At 50.5% G+C, this 16368-nt stretch carries 15 protein-coding genes; 13 read left to right on the top strand and 2 right to left on the bottom strand.

What is annotated here, in order from left to right; translation table 11 throughout:
- Positions 1 to 11: 11 nt before the first annotated feature.
- Complete coding sequence (locus G614_RS0124215; protein WP_027643919.1) at positions 12 to 1964, bottom strand: ABC-F family ATP-binding cassette domain-containing protein; 1953 nt, start codon at positions 1962 to 1964, stop codon at positions 12 to 14.
- A gap of 164 nt (positions 1965 to 2128) precedes the next feature.
- On the opposite strand from G614_RS0124215, the gene G614_RS0124220 reads away from it, so the two are divergent.
- The 8 genes from G614_RS0124220 to G614_RS0124255 all read left to right on the top strand — a co-directional run bounded on the left by G614_RS0124220 (position 2129) and on the right by G614_RS0124255 (position 10427).
- Entirely contained in the window at positions 2129 to 2791 is a 663-nt protein-coding gene (locus G614_RS0124220; protein ID WP_022202552.1) for a redox-sensing transcriptional repressor Rex, read from the top strand.
- Between the two features lie 20 nt (positions 2792 to 2811).
- The gene (acpS, locus tag G614_RS0124225) at positions 2812 to 3231 is read left to right on the top strand and encodes a holo-ACP synthase (RefSeq protein WP_027643920.1); all 420 of its coding nucleotides are present in this window, start codon (positions 2812 to 2814) and stop codon (positions 3229 to 3231) included.
- The gene (locus G614_RS0124230; RefSeq protein ID WP_027643921.1) at positions 3191 to 4732 is read left to right on the top strand and encodes a bifunctional ADP-dependent NAD(P)H-hydrate dehydratase/NAD(P)H-hydrate epimerase; all 1542 of its coding nucleotides are present in this window, start codon (positions 3191 to 3193) and stop codon (positions 4730 to 4732) included. Before acpS ends, G614_RS0124230 begins: the two co-directional genes overlap by 41 nt.
- Positions 4733 to 4816: 84 nt before the next feature.
- Positions 4817 to 6007 (top strand): alanine racemase, encoded by a 1191-nt coding sequence (gene alr, locus G614_RS0124235; RefSeq protein ID WP_027643922.1) that lies wholly within the window; start codon positions 4817 to 4819, stop codon positions 6005 to 6007.
- A 148-nt stretch (positions 6008 to 6155) separates the two neighbouring features.
- Positions 6156 to 6503, top strand: coding sequence for a type II toxin-antitoxin system PemK/MazF family toxin (locus G614_RS0124240; protein WP_002567397.1), 348 nt, complete (start codon positions 6156 to 6158; stop codon positions 6501 to 6503).
- A 167-nt stretch (positions 6504 to 6670) separates the two neighbouring features.
- Positions 6671 to 8146, top strand: a complete 1476-nt coding sequence (locus G614_RS0124245; RefSeq protein ID WP_027643923.1) for a hemolysin family protein — start codon at positions 6671 to 6673, stop codon at positions 8144 to 8146.
- Entirely contained in the window at positions 8106 to 9488 is a 1383-nt protein-coding gene (locus G614_RS0124250) for an MATE family efflux transporter (RefSeq protein WP_027643924.1), read from the top strand. The genes G614_RS0124245 and G614_RS0124250 overlap by 41 nt, the downstream gene beginning before the upstream one ends.
- 210 nt (positions 9489 to 9698) lie before the next feature.
- The gene (locus tag G614_RS0124255; protein ID WP_027643925.1) at positions 9699 to 10427 is read left to right on the top strand and encodes a YebC/PmpR family DNA-binding transcriptional regulator; all 729 of its coding nucleotides are present in this window, start codon (positions 9699 to 9701) and stop codon (positions 10425 to 10427) included.
- A 237-nt stretch (positions 10428 to 10664) separates the two neighbouring features.
- On the opposite strand, the gene G614_RS29000 is transcribed toward G614_RS0124255, so the two are convergent.
- Positions 10665 to 11108 (bottom strand): hypothetical protein, encoded by a 444-nt coding sequence (locus tag G614_RS29000; protein WP_330367094.1) that lies wholly within the window; start codon positions 11106 to 11108, stop codon positions 10665 to 10667.
- A gap of 398 nt (positions 11109 to 11506) precedes the next feature.
- Between G614_RS29000 and G614_RS0124265 the strand changes: the two genes are divergently transcribed.
- The 5 genes from G614_RS0124265 (at position 11507) to G614_RS0124285 (ending at position 16357) form a co-directional block, all read left to right on the top strand.
- Positions 11507 to 12187: a FadR/GntR family transcriptional regulator gene (locus G614_RS0124265; protein WP_027643927.1), complete on the top strand. Its 681-nt coding sequence runs from the start codon at positions 11507 to 11509 to the stop codon at positions 12185 to 12187.
- Positions 12188 to 12264: 77 nt separating this feature from the next.
- Positions 12265 to 13512: an enolase C-terminal domain-like protein gene (locus G614_RS0124270; protein WP_027643928.1), complete on the top strand. Its 1248-nt coding sequence runs from the start codon at positions 12265 to 12267 to the stop codon at positions 13510 to 13512.
- 46 nt (positions 13513 to 13558) lie between these two features.
- Positions 13559 to 14569, top strand: coding sequence for a TRAP transporter substrate-binding protein (locus G614_RS0124275; protein WP_027643929.1), 1011 nt, complete (start codon positions 13559 to 13561; stop codon positions 14567 to 14569).
- A 10-nt stretch (positions 14570 to 14579) separates the two neighbouring features.
- Positions 14580 to 15071 (top strand): TRAP transporter small permease, encoded by a 492-nt coding sequence (locus G614_RS0124280; RefSeq protein ID WP_027643930.1) that lies wholly within the window; start codon positions 14580 to 14582, stop codon positions 15069 to 15071.
- Complete coding sequence (locus G614_RS0124285; RefSeq protein ID WP_027643931.1) at positions 15071 to 16357, top strand: TRAP transporter large permease; 1287 nt, start codon at positions 15071 to 15073, stop codon at positions 16355 to 16357. Before G614_RS0124280 ends, G614_RS0124285 begins: the two co-directional genes overlap by 1 nt.
- Positions 16358 to 16368: the final 11 nt, after the last annotated feature.

Genomic DNA, 16368 nt, shown 5'->3' on the forward strand with positions numbered 1-16368 from the left:
TTTCTGCGGCATCAGGCCTCCTCGGCCAATTCTTCCCAGATCTGGTACAGCTTCTCCAGCTGTCCGGCTATTTCCTCTTTTTCCTTATTCAGCTCCATGAGCCTGGGCACATCGGTGTAAACCTTCTCCCGGGTGAGGAGGGCGTCAATCTCGCTGTCCCTGGTCTCCAGGGCGTGAATGTAATCCTCTGTTTTCCTGAGCTCGTTCTGAATCCTGCGTATGCGGGCCTGTTCTTCCTTCTGAGCCTTCCATGCCAGTTTCGGGTCGTTCTGGGAACTCTGGGAAGGCCGGTCTGAGGATTGGAAGGAATTGGGTACAGAGAATGTACGGTTGTTCCTGGCTGCAAATGCGGCTTCCACAGCATCCTTTTTCTCAAGATAGTAGTCGTAGCTGCCAATGTAATTAATCAGGGACTGTCCGGTCAAATCCAGAATTCTGGTGGCTGTGCGGTTGATGAAATACCGGTCATGGGATACATAGAGTACGGTTCCGGTGTAACGGCACAGGGCGCTTTCCAGGATTTCCTTGGAGGTGATGTCCAGGTGGTTGGTTGGTTCGTCCAACAGCAGGAAATTGGCGTCGGAAAGCATCAGCTTGGCCAGGGAGACGCGTCCGCGCTCACCGCCGCTTAAATCGCGGATTAATTTGAACACATCATCCCCTGTAAAGAGAAAGGACGCCAGGGTGTTGCGGATCTGGGTATTGTTCATGTTGGGATAGGTGTCCTGGATTTCGTCAAACAGGGTCTTATCCATATGAAGAATCTGGTGTTCCTGGTCGTAGTAGCCGATGTGTACCTTGGAACCCAGACGTATCTCTCCGGCATCGGCGGGCAGCAGCTGGTTGATAATTTTGAGGAGAGTGGTCTTGCCGGTGCCATTGTTGCCGATGATGGCTACCCGTTCCCCGCGCTTGATTTCAAAATTTACATCCGTGAACAGGGTCTGGCTGTCAAAGGACTTGCTCAGGCCGGTGACGGTAAGCACATCCTTGCCGCTTTCCACATCCGGCTCCAGCCGGATGTCCATGGAGTCGTCGATGTCCATGGGCTTTTCCAGACGATCAATCTTTTCCAGCATCTTTTCACGGCTCTCGGCCCTGCGGATGGATTTTTCCCGGTTAAAGGATTTAAGCTTGGCAATGACCGCCTCCTGGTGCCTGATTTCCTGCTGCTGATTTAAGTATGCCCGGATTCTGGCATCCCGGAGCATGGCTTTTTTGTCGCTGTAGGCAGTGTAATTGCCGCTGAATACGGTCCCGATTCCATTGTCCAGCTCCACGATTTTTGTCACCACACGGTCCAGGAAATAACGGTCATGGGCAACGATGATTACGCTGCCGTTGTAGGTCTTAAGGTATGTCTCCAGCCAGGCAATGGATTCCATGTCCAGGTGGTTGGTGGGCTCGTCTAAAAGCAGAATGTCAGGCTTGGTCAGCAGAAGCTTTCCCAGGGATACGCGGGTTTTCTGGCCGCCGGACAGGGCGTTGATGGGCTTTGAAAATTCCTCCTCGGCAAAGCCAAGACCCTTTAATACGCCGGTGATTTCGCTGCGGCAGGCATAGCCGCCCTCCAACTCAAACTGGTGGGTCAGGCGGCTGTATTCCTCCAGCATGGCTTCCAGACGCTCGCCGGACGCGCTTTTCATGTCCAGTTCCAGGAAGCGGATGCGTTCTTCCATCTGAAGGATGGGACGCTTGACCTCCAGCAGGGCGTCGTGGATGGTGCTCTCGCTGTCCAGGTCCTGGTGCTGGGCCAGGTAGCCGATGGAGGCCCCCTTGCTCAGTGCCACGCACCCCTCGTCGGAGGCCAGTTCCCCAATGATGATTTTCAGGAGGGTAGACTTGCCGGCGCCGTTGATTCCGACGATGGCTGCCTTTTCATGGTCCTCCAGGTGGAAGGAAACCTGCTTTAATATATGTTTCTCTCCAAATGATTTGCTTATATTGCTGCATGATAAAATCATGGTAAACTCCTTTAAAAACGACATATTTAGCTCTCCCAAGTATAATATACGGTGACGATTTTTTCAAGAACATATGTAAACGTGTTTGACATTTTTTTGACGTCTGTTTATAATAGAACTATTAGAGTTTTGACAGAACTGCACAATGGGAAGGTGGATACATCATGGAACGCAAGGAGATTTCGAAGGCAGTGATTTCCAGGCTGCCCCGTTATTACCGTTATTTAGGTGAATTAATAGAGGAAGGTGTGGAGCGTATATCTTCCAATGAGCTGAGCTCCAGAATGAAAGTGACCGCATCTCAGATCCGTCAGGATCTGAATAATTTCGGCGGATTCGGGCAGCAGGGATACGGCTATAATGTAAAGTACCTCTATTCGGAAATCGCCAAGATACTTGGGATTGACAGACAGCACAATGTGATCATCATCGGAGCAGGAAACCTGGGACAGGCAATTGCCAATTATACGAATTTCGAGCGCAGGGGCTTTGTTATCAGGGGAATGTTTGATATTAACCCCAAACTGATTGGCCTGGTCATCAGGGGAATTGAGATTCGCTCCGTGGATGATTTGGAGACGTTTATCAGGGAGAATGAGATTCAGATTGCTGCTCTGACCATCCCGAAAACAAAGGCGCCGGAGATTGCGGACCGCCTGGTAAACGCGGGAATCAGGGCTATCTGGAATTTTGCCCACACGGACTTGGTGGTACCGGAGGACGTGGTGGTGGAGAACGTACACCTGTCCGAGAGCCTGATGCGTCTTTCCTACCGGGTCAGCAGCATGTACGACCTGCAGGAGGAGAAAAAGAACGCGTTAAAGTAAATGTTTAGGAAGACAGCACCATGATACTTGGAGTTGGAACGGATTTAGTTGAAATCAGACGCATGGAAAAAGCCTGTAAAAAGGATTATTTTGTGGTGCGCACATTTACGGATATGGAAAGCCGGCAAGCAAAGGGGTCCGCCTCTAAGCTGGCCGGCTCTTTTGCTGTGAAGGAAGCGGTTGCAAAGGCCCTGGGAACGGGGTTTCGGACCTTCATGCCCATCGACGTGGAGGTGCTCAGGGACGATGTGGGAAAACCCTATGTCCGCCTTTACAGAGGCGCCCTGGCGCGGTTTCAGGAGATGGGGATGGAACGCCTGGAGGTGTCCATCACCAATACAAGGGAATATGCCATGGCGTTTGCGGTGGGAGAAGGAAGGATAAAGGAGGTACAGCCATATGAGGATGCTGGTAACGGGAAAACAGATGAAAGCCATTGACGCATACACCATCCATACCATAGGTGTTCCGTCCCTGGTCCTGATGGAGCGGGCAGCTCTTAAGGTGGCCCAGGCAGCGGAGAGTCTGTGGGAGAAGGGGGATACAATCTGGGCAGTGTGCGGCACCGGCAATAACGGGGCCGACGGCGTGGCGGCAGCCAGGATGCTTCATTTAAAAGGATATCCGGTGCGTGTATTCCTGGTAGGAAATCCGGATAAAGGAACAGACGAATTCAGGACGCAGATTAAGATTGCAGGCAATGTGGGCCTTTCCTCCTCGTCCTGGCAGGAGGGGGAGAAGGAAGAATGCGGCCTTCTCATAGACGCGGTGTTCGGCGTGGGACTGAGCCGCCCTGTTGAGGGGGAGTACAGGCAGTGTATTAAGATGCTTGAGGCCAAGTCCATCCGCCGCACTGTGGCGGTGGATGTGCCGTCGGGCATCCACGGGGATACGGGGACTGTCATGGGCATAGCCCTGAGGGCTGACCTGACCGTTACATTTGGATGGGAGAAAACCGGGACAGCCCTGTATCCGGGCCGGGAGTACGCGGGCCAGGTGGAAGTGGCTGATATCGGATTTCCCGGACAGGCCCTGGATGCGGTGAAGGAAGCAGAGGGGACGGCGGCGGGGGATTTTGCCGTCACCTACGGTGATGATGATTTGAAACGGATTCCCAAGCGCCCTGCCTATTCCAACAAGGGAACCTTTGGAAAGGTGCTGATTGTGGCAGGCTCTAAGAATATGTGCGGGGCCGCTTACCTGAGCGCCTTATCCGCATACAGGACAGGGGCGGGACTGGTAAAAATGCTTACAGTGGAGGAAAACCGGCAGATTCTCCAGGAACGCCTGCCTGAGGCCATTATAGCCACCTACACCCCGGACCAGCTCATGGAGGGCAGGGATGAATTCAGGAAGATGATAGAAGCCCAGATGGATTGGGCTGACGTGGTGGTACTGGGACCGGGACTGGGAAATGGACCCTATGTGGAATACCTGGTGGAGGATATACTGACCAGCGCGTTCGTGCCTGTCATCATTGACGCGGACGGCCTGAACGCCATAGCGGCTCATCCATACCTTACCTCTTACTATACGGAGAATATTATCGTGACGCCCCATCTGGGGGAAATGGCCCGGCTCACAGGGGAGACCGTCGATCAGATTAAGGAGAACCTGGCAGCCACGGCCCTGGAGTATGCGGGTCGTTACGGCCTCACCTGCGTGTTAAAGGACGCAGCCACAGTCACCGCGGGACGGGACGGGAACCTGTACATCAATTACAGCGGCAACAGCGCCATGGCAAAGGCGGGTTCCGGCGACGTGCTCACAGGCATCATAGCAGGCCTGATAGCCATTGGCATGGATGAGGAGGAGGCTGCCTGTCTGGGTGTATATCTTCATGGTCGGGCAGGGGACGCGGCTGTCTCTAAAAGCGGCGCCCACAGCCTGCTGGCTTCGGAACTGGCGGATGCTGTCGGCAGTGTGATGGCCATGGTGTAATGGCTGTTCCGCCACGCCAATAATATTTTAAATACAATTGAGATTGGGCCGGGACAGGGGCCCGCGACACAGGAGGCAACAACAATGAATTCTTACAGCAGAGTTTACGCAGCCATTGACCTGGATGCGGTGGAATCCAATATGAGGGCAATGAGGGACAGCCTTCCTCCTTCCACTTCCATGATCGGGGTGGTAAAGACAGACGGGTACGGACACGGGGCGGTTCCGGTGGCCAGGACCATTGCTCCTTATGTGGAAGGGTATGCGGTGGCCACCATTGACGAGGCGGTTATCCTGCGCCGCCACGGCATCCAGAAAATGATTCTGGTACTGGGTGTGACCCATGAGAGCCGTTTTGAGGATTTGGTCCGGTACGATATACGCCCGGCCATGTTCCGGTATGAGGAGGCCGGAAAATTATCTGAAACAGCTGTAAAGAACGGCGCCAGGGCAAACATACATCTGGCGGTGGATACGGGCATGAGCCGGATTGGAATGGCGCCGGATGAGGCGTCGGCAGACGAGGCGGCCAGGATATCCAGGCTTCCCGGAATCCGCATCGAGGGTATGTTTACCCATTTTGCCAGGGCAGATGAGGCGGATAAGGCATTTTATGAGGCACAGTATAAGAAATACAGGGATTTCTGTGAAATGCTCCACAGCCGGGGCGTGGATATCCCAATCCGCCACTGCTCCAACAGCGCCGGCATTGTGGAAGGGCTGGACTCCAACGGATTGGATATGGTGCGTGCCGGAATCTCCATTTACGGCCTGTATCCTTCAGACGAGGTGGTCCGGGACAGGGTGAAGCTGGTTCCTGCCATGGAGCTTAAGAGCTTCATCACATACATAAAGACCATAGAACCAGGTACGGCCGTGAGCTATGGGGGTACCTTCGTGGCGGACCGTACCATGCGGGTGGCCACCATTCCTGTGGGATACGGGGACGGTTATCTGCGCAGTCTCTCCAACAAGGGCGCGGTGCTCATACGCGGAAAACGGGCAGGGATCCTTGGGAGGATATGCATGGACCAGTTCATGGCAGATGTTACGGACATCCCTGAGGCAGCGGAAGGAGATCAGGTGACCCTCATTGGAAAGGATGGGGAGGAATGTATTACGGTGGAGGAGCTGGCCCGTCTGGGCGGCGGTTTCCACTATGAAATTATCTGTGGAATCGGCAAACGGGTTCCAAGAGTCTACCTGCGGGACGGGAAGGCCATTGGGCAAAAGGATTACTTTAACGATATTTACGAGGGCTTTGGATATATGTAAAAGCCTACCAGGCTCAAAGAGAACGTCTGACTCATATGTTATTAGTGTGGCGTAAAGCCGGCCGGATGCCCCAGTGTATCTGGGCTATGTATACACAGGTCAAAAATGTCAATACTAAGATTGAATAAATTGACGGAGTGTGAACGATGTGATTATCAGACGTGGAGATATTTATTATGCGGATTTGCGGCCGGTGGTGGGCTCGGAACAGGGAGGAGTGCGCCCTGTGCTGATTATCCAGAATGACGTGGGAAACAAGCACAGCCCCACGGTCATATGTGCAGCCATTACATCCAGGATGAACAAAGCCAAGCTGCCCACCCATGTGGAACTGCCCACCAGACGCTGTGCCATGATCAAGGATTCGGTCATTCTCCTGGAACAGCTGCGCACCATTGACAAACAGAGACTGAAGGAGAAAATCTGCCACATTGATGAGGAACTGCAGCAGAAGGTGGATGAGGCCCTTATGATTAGCCTGGAACTGCGTACATAAGCAGGCGGGGGCACCATGGTCAGGAGCATAAGGCACCATTGACGAAATATGAGAAAAATGATATGATAAGCAGAGTTATGCCGTATTTTAGAGGTATAGCTCTGTTTTTTTGGCAGGGCCCGACGGTTATGGTGTTTCATGAGTATGAAAGGAGTCTTTTTGTCATTATGGACGATGGTTATCCACCTGTCAGTATCCTCATATTGATAGGATTTATTCTTCTGGAGGCAGTGTTTTACGGTTTTGGTTCGGCAATACAGAATGTGAACGAGGGGAAGCTGGAAGAGGAGGCGGCCGGGGGGAATAAAAAGGCTGCGCGCCTGTTAGAGATAGTGAACCGTCCCGTGCGGTTCGTCCATACCATCCAGGTCACTACCCATCTGATGGGTATGATTATAGGTGCGGCAATCCTTCCTGCCATGATTGGCATGGTGGAGCGCAGGTTCCTTCTGGGAAAGGTGCTGGCCTGGGCAGATCCGGCCCAGGTGATGGAGATGGCGGACACGCCATGGTACAGGAATCCGTCCTGGTGGCAGTGGGCAGGGATTCTGGCCCTGGTCACCATATTTGTCCTGGTGCTGGTCATCAGTTTCGGCATAATCATACCTAAACGTCTGGCGGCCAGGGAGCCTGAGAAGTGGGGATACCATATGCTTCCGGTTGTGCTCTTCTTCGCGGGGGTATTCCTGCCCCTGACACGCCTGATTACGTTGATTTCTTCCCTGGTGCTTAAGCCATTTGGGGTGGACCTGGCGGATGACGACGGCAACGTGACAGAGGAGGATATCATGTCCATGGTCAATGAGGGCCATGAACAGGGTGTCCTGGAAGCGGATGAGACAGAGATGATAACCAATATCTTTGAGCTGGGAGACAAGGAAGCCGCGGATATCATGACGCACCGTACCAACATGACGGCCCTGGACGGCAGCATGAGCCTTAAGAAAGCAGTGGATTTCATCCTGAATGAAGGCGTGAATACCCGGTATCCTGTATACGGGGAGGACATAGATGATATCATTGGCATACTCCACATGCGCGATGCCATGGCCTTTGCGGAAAAGGAAGAGAACAAGGACAGGATGGTTATGGACATACCCGGCCTTTTGAGGGAAGCCAATTTCATACCTGAGACAAGGAACATAGACACCCTTTTCAAGGAGATGCAGTCCCGCAAGATTCACATGGAAATCGTGGTGGACGAGTACGGACAGACAGCCGGTCTTCTCACCATGGAGGATATACTGGAAGAAATCGTGGGCAACATCATGGATGAATACGATGAGGAAGAGGATTTCATACAGGCCATGGAGGATGGCACCTTTGTCATGAGTGGTCTTACGCCGTTAGAAGATGTGATGGAAACCCTGGATATTGAACTGCCTGAGGAGGACAGTGACACCTACGACACCCTGAACGGATATCTGGTCTCACGGCTGGACCGCATCCCTCAGGAAGGGGAGAATCCCCAGGTGGAATTCGGCGGCTGGCTCTTTGAAGTGGAGCGGGCCGGTAATAAGATGATAGAGAGCGTCCGGGTAGTTCCTGTGCCGGAAGGCGGGAAGGCTGCGGACAGCTGGAAAGATTCGGTGGAAGAGAAGTATGATGCAGTTAATAGAGAGTACGAAGGAGATGTTTCGTGACAGCAGATTTTTAAGGAAGGCGCTTATGATTGCCTGTCCCGTGGCTCTGCAGGGAATGCTTAACACAGTGGTAAATCTGGTGGATACCCTGATGATTGGAACCATGGGGGCCACAGCCATAGCGGCAGTGGGACTGGCCAATAAGTTCTTCTTTGTTTTTTCGCTTCTGGTATTCGGAATTGTCAGCGGAAGCGGCGTACTGGCGGCCCAGTTCTGGGGAAACGGCGATTTAAGGAGCATACGGAAGGTCCTGGGACTTTCCATCCTTTTGGCCCTGACAGGGGCCTTGTTCTTCGTTGTGCCGGCCCTTATGTCACCCCAATCCGTCATGCGCATATTTACCACCAGCCATGACAGCGTGGAGCTGGGGGCAAAGTATTTAAAGATAGCGGTTTTAACCTACCCCTTTTTAGCCATGACCAATGTATATGTGGCCATACTCAGGGCGGTGAACAAGGTTATATTCCCTGTCATAAGCAGCTGTATAGCCATTTTGATTAATATCTGCCTGAATTATGTGCTGATTTTCGGTAAGTTTGGCGCACCGGCCATGGGAGTGTCCGGCGCGGCCGTGGCCACCCTTATAGCAAGGACGATTGAGATTGCGCTGATTCTGGGGTACGTGTACGGAAAAAAGCTTCCGGTGGCCTGCGGACTCAGGGAGCTGTTTGGCTGGAGCGGCCTGTTCATCAGCCAGTTTTTCAGGACGTCAGCACCTGTCATTGCCAATGAGTTTATGTGGGGGCTGGGCACTACCATGTATTCCCTGGCCTACGGGCGCATGGGAGACGAGGCGGTGGCGGCCATCACCATCGCCACCACCATTCAGGATATCCTGGTGGTGCTGTTTCAGGGCCTGAGCGCGGCCACTGCCGTTATCCTGGGCAATGAGCTGGGGGCGGGCCATCTCAAACGGGCGGAGAAGTATGCGGTGCATTTCTTTATCCTCCAGTTCATTGCCACGGTAGGCGTGGCTGTGGTGCTGATTGGAATTCGGTGGCCCATCATCAGCCTTTACAACATCACGCCTGAGGTGGCCCGGAACGTAAGCCTGTGCATCCTGATTTTTGCGGCCTACATGCCGGCGAAGATGTTTAATTATGTCAATGTGGTGGGCGTGTTGAGAAGCGGAGGCGATACCAAGATGTGTCTGTTCCTGGATACCAGCGGCGTGTGGTTTATCGGCGTACCCCTGGCGTTTTTGGGAGCCCTGGTGTGGAGGCTGCCTATCTATACAGTGTATGCGCTGGTGATGACGGAAGAGGTATATAAGGCTGTGCTGGGATATATACGGTACAGGCAGAAGAAGTGGCTCAGAAACCTGGCGGCGGAGGTGGGGTGAGCCGGGCAGGGGGCTGAAACAAAGGGTTTGCGGGCGGCATTCGAGCCAGTGTCTAAGCCCGGCATCTCCTGCGGGCAATTAAGGGAGAGAATTTTTCTTGCCATATAAAAAAAATCGTGTTAATATAGAAAAGATGTGTATAAAATACAGCAGAGGGCCGTATTTGAACGTATAAACCATAAAAGAAGAAACAGGAAAGGATGTTTACCAATGTCAGGACATTCAAAGTTTGCCAACATTAAGCATAAGAAAGAGCGCAACGACGCTGCCAAGGGCAAGATCTTCACTGTCATCGGCCGTGAGATTGCAGTCGCTGTAAAAGAGGGCGGAGCAGATCCGGCCAACAACAGTAAGCTGAGGGACGTTATCGCCAAGGCAAAGGCCAACAACATGCCCAATGATACCATTGACCGCGGCATCAGAAAGGCGGCAGGCGATGCCAACTCCGTGAACTACGAGACCCTTACATACGAGGGATACGGCCCCAACGGCGTGGCTATTATCGTGGATACACTGACCGACAACAAGAACCGCACGGCTGCCAATGTGAGGAGCGCCTTCACCAAGGGCGGCGGCAACGTAGGCACACCGGGAAGCGTGTCCTATATGTTTGATAAAAAGGGACAGATTATCATCGACAAGGAAGAATGCGGCATGGATCCGGACGAACTGATGATGCTTGCCCTGGACGCGGGAGCAGAGGATTTCTCCGAGGAGGAGGACAGCTACGAGGTCGTTACGGCGCCTGAGGATTTCAGCGCTGTGCGCGAGGCACTGGAGGCCCAGAGCATTCCCATGATGCAGGCGGATGTGACCATGATTCCCCAGACATGGGTGGAGCTGACCGATGAGGATGATATTAAGAAGTTAAACCGTACACTGGATTTGCTGGATGAGGATGACGATGTCCAGGCCGTGTACCATAACTGGGATGAATAAACACGGGCATTGCCCAAATGGAGCGCAGCTAAGTTAGAGGGTTGTGCTGCGTTGGTACTATGAAATGGAAAGTCCCCTGCGGCAGGTTATCATGATCTGCTGCAGAGGACTTTTTGTCATAGAAAAGGCGGATTTGAGTCTTTTTACGGTATAATTAAGCTGAGCAGGATTACCAGAATCAGGGAACAGAGGGAGAGGAATGCGGTGATGAACGTCCATGTTCTCAATGTTTGGCCTTCAGTCATAGACCAGCCAGAAACCGCTGTCATTTACATGGGAAGCGGCCACTGAACCAGCGGCAATCGCCAATACAACCAGAGCCCTCTGCATTTTCGATACAGGTGAGATAGCGAGCAAAGGGCTGACAATACCGGCTGCTGTTATCATAGCCACCATGCCGCTGCCCTGGCTGACTCTTATAAATACAGCAACCAGATACCCCAAAATGATGGGTGGGAGGCCGATGGTTTCCACTGATTGTGCTATGACATCTCCCGCACCGCTGTCCAAAAGTATCTGTTTAAACACGCCTCCGGCTCCGGTTACCAGAATGATTAATCCTACGGGCAGGAACGCTTTAGAGGATATTTCGTATAAATCTTCTTTGTGAAAGCCTCTGCGCTTCCCGAGAGTGTAAAATGAAAGCAATACAGCAATTAACAAAGCAATGTAGTAGTACAAAAAGTTTGTAATACCAAAAATAAAGTAGTAAGATAAGCTTGAGGTGATTAATATGCGTCCAAGAAAATATCAATAAGGAACGTTCCGTATCCATTACAGATGCAACAGTATCTCATTTAAAAAAGTATGGGGAAATATCTCAAGAGTCATCAATAATTTTACCATAAATCAGTGAGGAGTTGTTTTATTTTGTAGCAAAAAGAATCCCGTATTTATGCGGTTTCTGGCGTACGCAAACGCCTAAAAAGTAAACAAAATGGAAAGGAGTACAAAAGAAAATGTAGAATTTTGAGTTTGGAAATATGTGTCTGCCACTGTTAAATCAGGAAGATCCCTTCATTGACAAGAAATCTAGAAGTGTTATAATTAAGACAAGTTGTCAGACAAGGAGTGAAAATATGATTATAACACATTCAAATGTCACGGAGCAGTTGGTTAGCTATTTTAAGGAAAATATAGTATCAGGAGCATGGAAAGTAGGAGAAAAGATTCCTTCGGAAAACCAGCTGACAGAGACACTTGGGGTAAGCCGGGCAAGTGTGCGGACGGCGATTCAGCAGATGGTTGGTCTTGGTATATTGGAAAGCCGGCACGGAAAAGGTACATATGTTATGGATAATCAGGTAGACGAGATGTCTGCCAATAAAGGAAAGATTACAGCCCAGGATTGCAAGGATTTGCAGAAAGTGCTGGAGTTCAGAAGGATTGTGGAGACAGAGGCCTGTTATCTGGCGACCAGATATGCTACTGACGAGTTTATAAATGAACTTCAGCGGTGTCTGGACACTATGGCATCCAATAAAGTGAACAAAGAAAACTTTATTATGGCTGATACGGCGTTTCATGAACTTATCTGCCGGGAATCCCGGAATCCATTACTTGAAAAAAGTATGAGCAAGGTTTTTGAGGAGGCGTGTAAGGATCAGGGAAGGACATATGAACTGTTTGGATTTAAGGATGGTATCTATTATCATACGCTGATTTTGAATGCGATTCGATCCGGGGATGCCAAGAGGGCGAGAGAATGTATGTATGAGCATTTACAGGTAGCGATTGATAAGCTTAACGAGCCGGAGTAATTACGGGAATGGGCATTTTGAGCCATTATTTAAGAAAGTACTTGTCAGACGACTAACAAGAAGAAGGAGGGATTAATATGTCAGTTACCATCGAAAGAATCAGAGTCATAAGCACGGCACCGGAGGGCATTAATCTTGTGGTAGTTAAGGTTGAGACAAATCAGCCCGGGTTATATGGACTCGGCTGTGCAACCTTTGCCTACCGCCATTTGGCTGTGAAAACCATAGTGGAGGAATATCTGGACCCTTTGCTAAAAGGAAGGGATGCGGAGAGTATCGAGGAGCTGTGGCAGCTGATGCATCAGAATGCTTACTGGCGCAATGGGCCGGCGGAGAACAATGCAATCTCCGGGGTGGATATGGCTCTTTGGGACATTAAAGGGAAGCTGGCCGGGATGCCGGTATATCAGCTATTTGGTGGAAAATGCCGTCAGGGGATTCCTGTTTACCGGCATGCGGATGGACGGGACTTAGACGAGCTGTGTGAAAATATACAAAGGTTTCAGGAAATGGGAATCAGAACAATCCGATGCCAGTGCGGCGGCTACGGAGGGGATGCATATGGAAGCACGCCGAAGGATTCCCCCGCTAATTCTCTGCCCGGAGTTTATCTGGATTCCAGATCCTACATACGTGACACAGTGAATCTGTTTGAAGGCATCCGAAGCAAGATTGGATATGAGATGAATCTGGTCCATGACGTCCATGAGCGCATTGCCCCGGTGGAGGCGATTCGTCTGGCAAGACTGCTGGAACCTTATGATTTGTTCTTCCTGGAAGATCCGGTGCCTATCGAGCAGACGGAATGGCTGCGGCAGCTGCGTCGGCAGACCTCTATTCCGATTGCAGAGGGTGAGCTGTTTAACAACCCCGCCGAATGGAAAATGCTGATTACAGAACATCTGATTGATTTTATACGGGTACATATTAGTCAGATTGGAGGAATCACTCCCGCCAGAAAGCTTCAGATATTTGCCGAGCAGTTCGGGATAAGGACGGCATGGCACGGACCTGGAGATATGTCTCCCCTGGCGCATGCAGCGAATATTCACATCGACCTGGCGGCTCCGAATTTTGGCGTTCAGGAATGGTCCGGCATTGAGCCACCCAACTTTGTGATTCAGGATTTGAAGGGACCCCATGGAGCGCTTTTGGAAGTATTTCCGGGGCTTCCTGAATACAAGGATGGTTATGTATATGCCAATGATAAGCCGGGACTGGGGGTTGATTTGGATGAAAAGGAAGCTGTTAAGTACCCTTGCGAGAATACGGTGACCACATGGACGCAAACCAGAAGGAAAGATGGAGCGCTGCAGACACCATAGATATGGGCGAATCAAATTGAGCAAAGTGAAAGGAGCGGATAATAGCATGATAAGAAAACAGATTGCAGGTTTGCTTGTGGTGACGGCATTGATTGCGGGGAGCGCAAGTATCTATAAGGATTCACGCCCTCCACAGTCGGAGGATGGGGTTATCACCTTAAGGATGGCGCAGACATCATCAGAGACAGGCGCAATCGGGCAGTCCATGAATGCATTTGCCGATAAGATTTATGAGAGAACCGGAGGGAAATATAAAATAGAGGTTTATCATAACGGGCAGCTGGGGGCGGAGATTGACACGATTGAGGGGTGTCAGATGGGAACCATTGACATTGCTGTTGTAAATCAGTCCACCCTTGGAAATTTTATTCCGGATTTTCCGGCACTTGATATTCCATATTTAATTACATCTACGGATCAGGCGGATCAGGTATTTCTGGGAGAAATAGGAAATTATTTTCTGGATGAACTTTCTGGAGTGCAGCTTTATGGCCTGGGAATCTGGGAGTCAGGATTTCGAAATTTGACAAACAGCAAGGCAGATGTGAATTCTGTGGATGACATAACAGGACTTAAGATCCGGACTATGGAAAACCAGATTCATATTGCATTTTGGAAAGCGTTGGGGGCGGATGCCACTCCCATGGCGTGGGGAGAGGCCTACACGGCTTTGCAGCAGGGAGCGCTGGATGGACAGGAGAATCCTTCTACAGTAATACTGACCAACAACGTGGCCCAGGTCAATAAACATATGGCGGTGACTGAACATGCGTATTCTACTGTATTTTTGGTAATGAGCCCCGCAACGTGGGCATCCCTGGATGAGGAAATGAAACAGGTTTTCCAGGATACGGTTATGGAATGCGGTCTCGAGGAACGAAAGCTTAGCAGGAAAATGGATGCGGAAGCAGTTGAGCAGCTCAAGGAACAGGGAATGGTGGTTACATATCCGGATAAACAGCAGTTTACCGAAGCGGCAGCATCCCTTTATGGTGAATGGGAAAAGCAGTATGGAGATATCATGTCCCAGATTCAGGCATTGCAGAATAAACAATAGGAGGCATAGGATGAAGGGGATAAAAAGTGTTTTTATAAAAATGCAAAGAATTAATACGGTCATAATCAGCCTGGCTCTGTTGGCTATGGTAGGAGTGGTATTTATCCAGACATTCTGCCGCTTCGTTATTTTTAGGAGCTTGTCATGGTCTGAAGAGTTGTCCCGCTACCTCTTTGTGACATTAATTGTTCTGGGAGTAAACCTGGCAATTACCAATCATCTGTTTGTCAGGATTGAGATAATTGACAATTATTTGAAGGGAACGGCAGCAGTTATGATGAATTTGATTCGTAAATTTATCATGATATATGTAAATATTGTGTTTGTTTACAGCAGTTTTAAACTGATTCTAATTGGGGCTTACCAGACCAGCCCGGCTATGAGGATTCCCATGAGCCTTCTTTACGGTATTATATTCATTGGCTTTGCCATGAATGTATTTGCCAGTCTGATTGATCTGTATGAGACATATGTAAGAGTCCCCGAAGAGGAGGTAAAATAATGGATACGGCAGCTATTGCATTAATCGTTGCATTGATTGTCACCATGGCCTGCGGCCTGGAAATCACATGGTCCCTGGGACTGGCCTGTATTGTGGCGGTACTATTGGACCCCAACCTTACATTTGTTGTAATATCACAGCGCATCTTTGCAAATTCAAACAGTTTTTCCATGCTGGCAATTCCGGCATTCATCCTGGCGGGAGATATTATGTCCAAGGGAGGGCTTTCCAAGCGGCTGGTGGCATTTGCGGACTCGCTTGTAGGATGGATTTCCGGTGGGATTTCGCTGGTTTCCATCGTTGCCTGTACATTTTTTGCGGCCATTTCAGGTTCTTCCGTTGCAACAACGGCAGCCATCGGCGGTCTGATGTACCCGGAGATGTCTAAGAGAGGGTATCCGGAGGATTATTCAGCGGCGGTACAGGCCATTGGCGGTACGCTGGGAATCGTGATTCCGCCCAGTATTGTGCTGGTAATCTACGGCAACATTACGGGAACGCCGGTAGGGGATTTGCTGATGGCGGGAGTGATTCCGGGGGTGATATGCTGCATCTTTCTGTGCATCTATGCCTACTACAAAGCAAAAAAATATAAGTTTCCCAAAGCGGAAAAATTCTCATTTAAACGATTTCTCCATTCTTTTAAAGGTGCAATCTGGGCTCTGGTCATGCCGGTTATCATCCTGGGCGGAATTTACGCCGGAATCTTCACCCCGACGGAATCGGCGGTCATTGCTGTGGTGTATGGAACCCTTGTATGTTTGTTCATATATCGGGAAGTAACCTTTAAAAGCATATGGGAAATCATCCAGTCCACGGCGGTGGGAACGGCTAACCTGATGATACTGGTGGTGACGGCCCAGATGTTTGGCTGGCTGATAACCTATTATAAGATTCCGCAATTTGTAACCCGGTTTATGCTGTCATATGTATCCGGAAAATATATGTTCTGGGGAATTATCATTCTGCTTTTGATCGTCTGCGGCATGTTTTTGGAAGTAGGTGCCACGAATCTGATTCTGGCCCCGATTCTGGCTCCGATTGCAGCTGCTTTTGGGATAGACCCGGTACATTTTGGTCTTGTATTTGTATTCCTTTTGGCGATGGGACAGGCAACGCCGCCTTTTGGAACATGCCTGTTCGTATCATGTGGAATCAGTAAGCGGTCAGTTGGTGCGGTTTCCAGGCAGATTGTTCCATTCATACTGGTAGAAATCATGTGCGGTGTTCTGTTTGCTATGGTGCCTGTATTGTCAACCCTATTGCCCAACCTGATATCAGGTTAAAAGACCTGACA

This window comes from [Clostridium] clostridioforme AGR2157 (genome assembly GCF_000424325.1).
In the GTDB taxonomy this organism is placed as follows: domain Bacteria; phylum Bacillota; class Clostridia; order Lachnospirales; family Lachnospiraceae; genus Enterocloster; species Enterocloster clostridioformis_A.

What these genes read in the sequence shown, in the direction of transcription:
- G614_RS0124215 (WP_027643919.1), bottom strand. Translation starts at nt 1,964, where the DNA reads ATGATTTTATCATGCAGCAATATAAGCAAATCATTTGGAGAGAAACAT.
- G614_RS0124220 (WP_022202552.1), top strand. Translation starts at nt 2,129, where the DNA reads ATGGAACGCAAGGAGATTTCGAAGGCAGTGATTTCCAGGCTGCCCCGT.
- acpS (WP_027643920.1), top strand. Translation starts at nt 2,812, where the DNA reads ATGATACTTGGAGTTGGAACGGATTTAGTTGAAATCAGACGCATGGAA.
- G614_RS0124230 (WP_027643921.1), top strand. Translation starts at nt 3,191, where the DNA reads ATGAGGATGCTGGTAACGGGAAAACAGATGAAAGCCATTGACGCATAC.
- alr (WP_027643922.1), top strand. Translation starts at nt 4,817, where the DNA reads ATGAATTCTTACAGCAGAGTTTACGCAGCCATTGACCTGGATGCGGTG.
- G614_RS0124245 (WP_027643923.1), top strand. Translation starts at nt 6,671, where the DNA reads ATGGACGATGGTTATCCACCTGTCAGTATCCTCATATTGATAGGATTT.
- G614_RS0124250 (WP_027643924.1), top strand. Translation starts at nt 8,106, where the DNA reads ATGATGCAGTTAATAGAGAGTACGAAGGAGATGTTTCGTGACAGCAGA.
- G614_RS0124255 (WP_027643925.1), top strand. Translation starts at nt 9,699, where the DNA reads ATGTCAGGACATTCAAAGTTTGCCAACATTAAGCATAAGAAAGAGCGC.
- G614_RS0124265 (WP_027643927.1), top strand. Translation starts at nt 11,507, where the DNA reads ATGATTATAACACATTCAAATGTCACGGAGCAGTTGGTTAGCTATTTT.
- G614_RS0124270 (WP_027643928.1), top strand. Translation starts at nt 12,265, where the DNA reads ATGTCAGTTACCATCGAAAGAATCAGAGTCATAAGCACGGCACCGGAG.
- G614_RS0124275 (WP_027643929.1), top strand. Translation starts at nt 13,559, where the DNA reads ATGATAAGAAAACAGATTGCAGGTTTGCTTGTGGTGACGGCATTGATT.
- G614_RS0124280 (WP_027643930.1), top strand. Translation starts at nt 14,580, where the DNA reads ATGAAGGGGATAAAAAGTGTTTTTATAAAAATGCAAAGAATTAATACG.
- G614_RS0124285 (WP_027643931.1), top strand. Translation starts at nt 15,071, where the DNA reads ATGGATACGGCAGCTATTGCATTAATCGTTGCATTGATTGTCACCATG.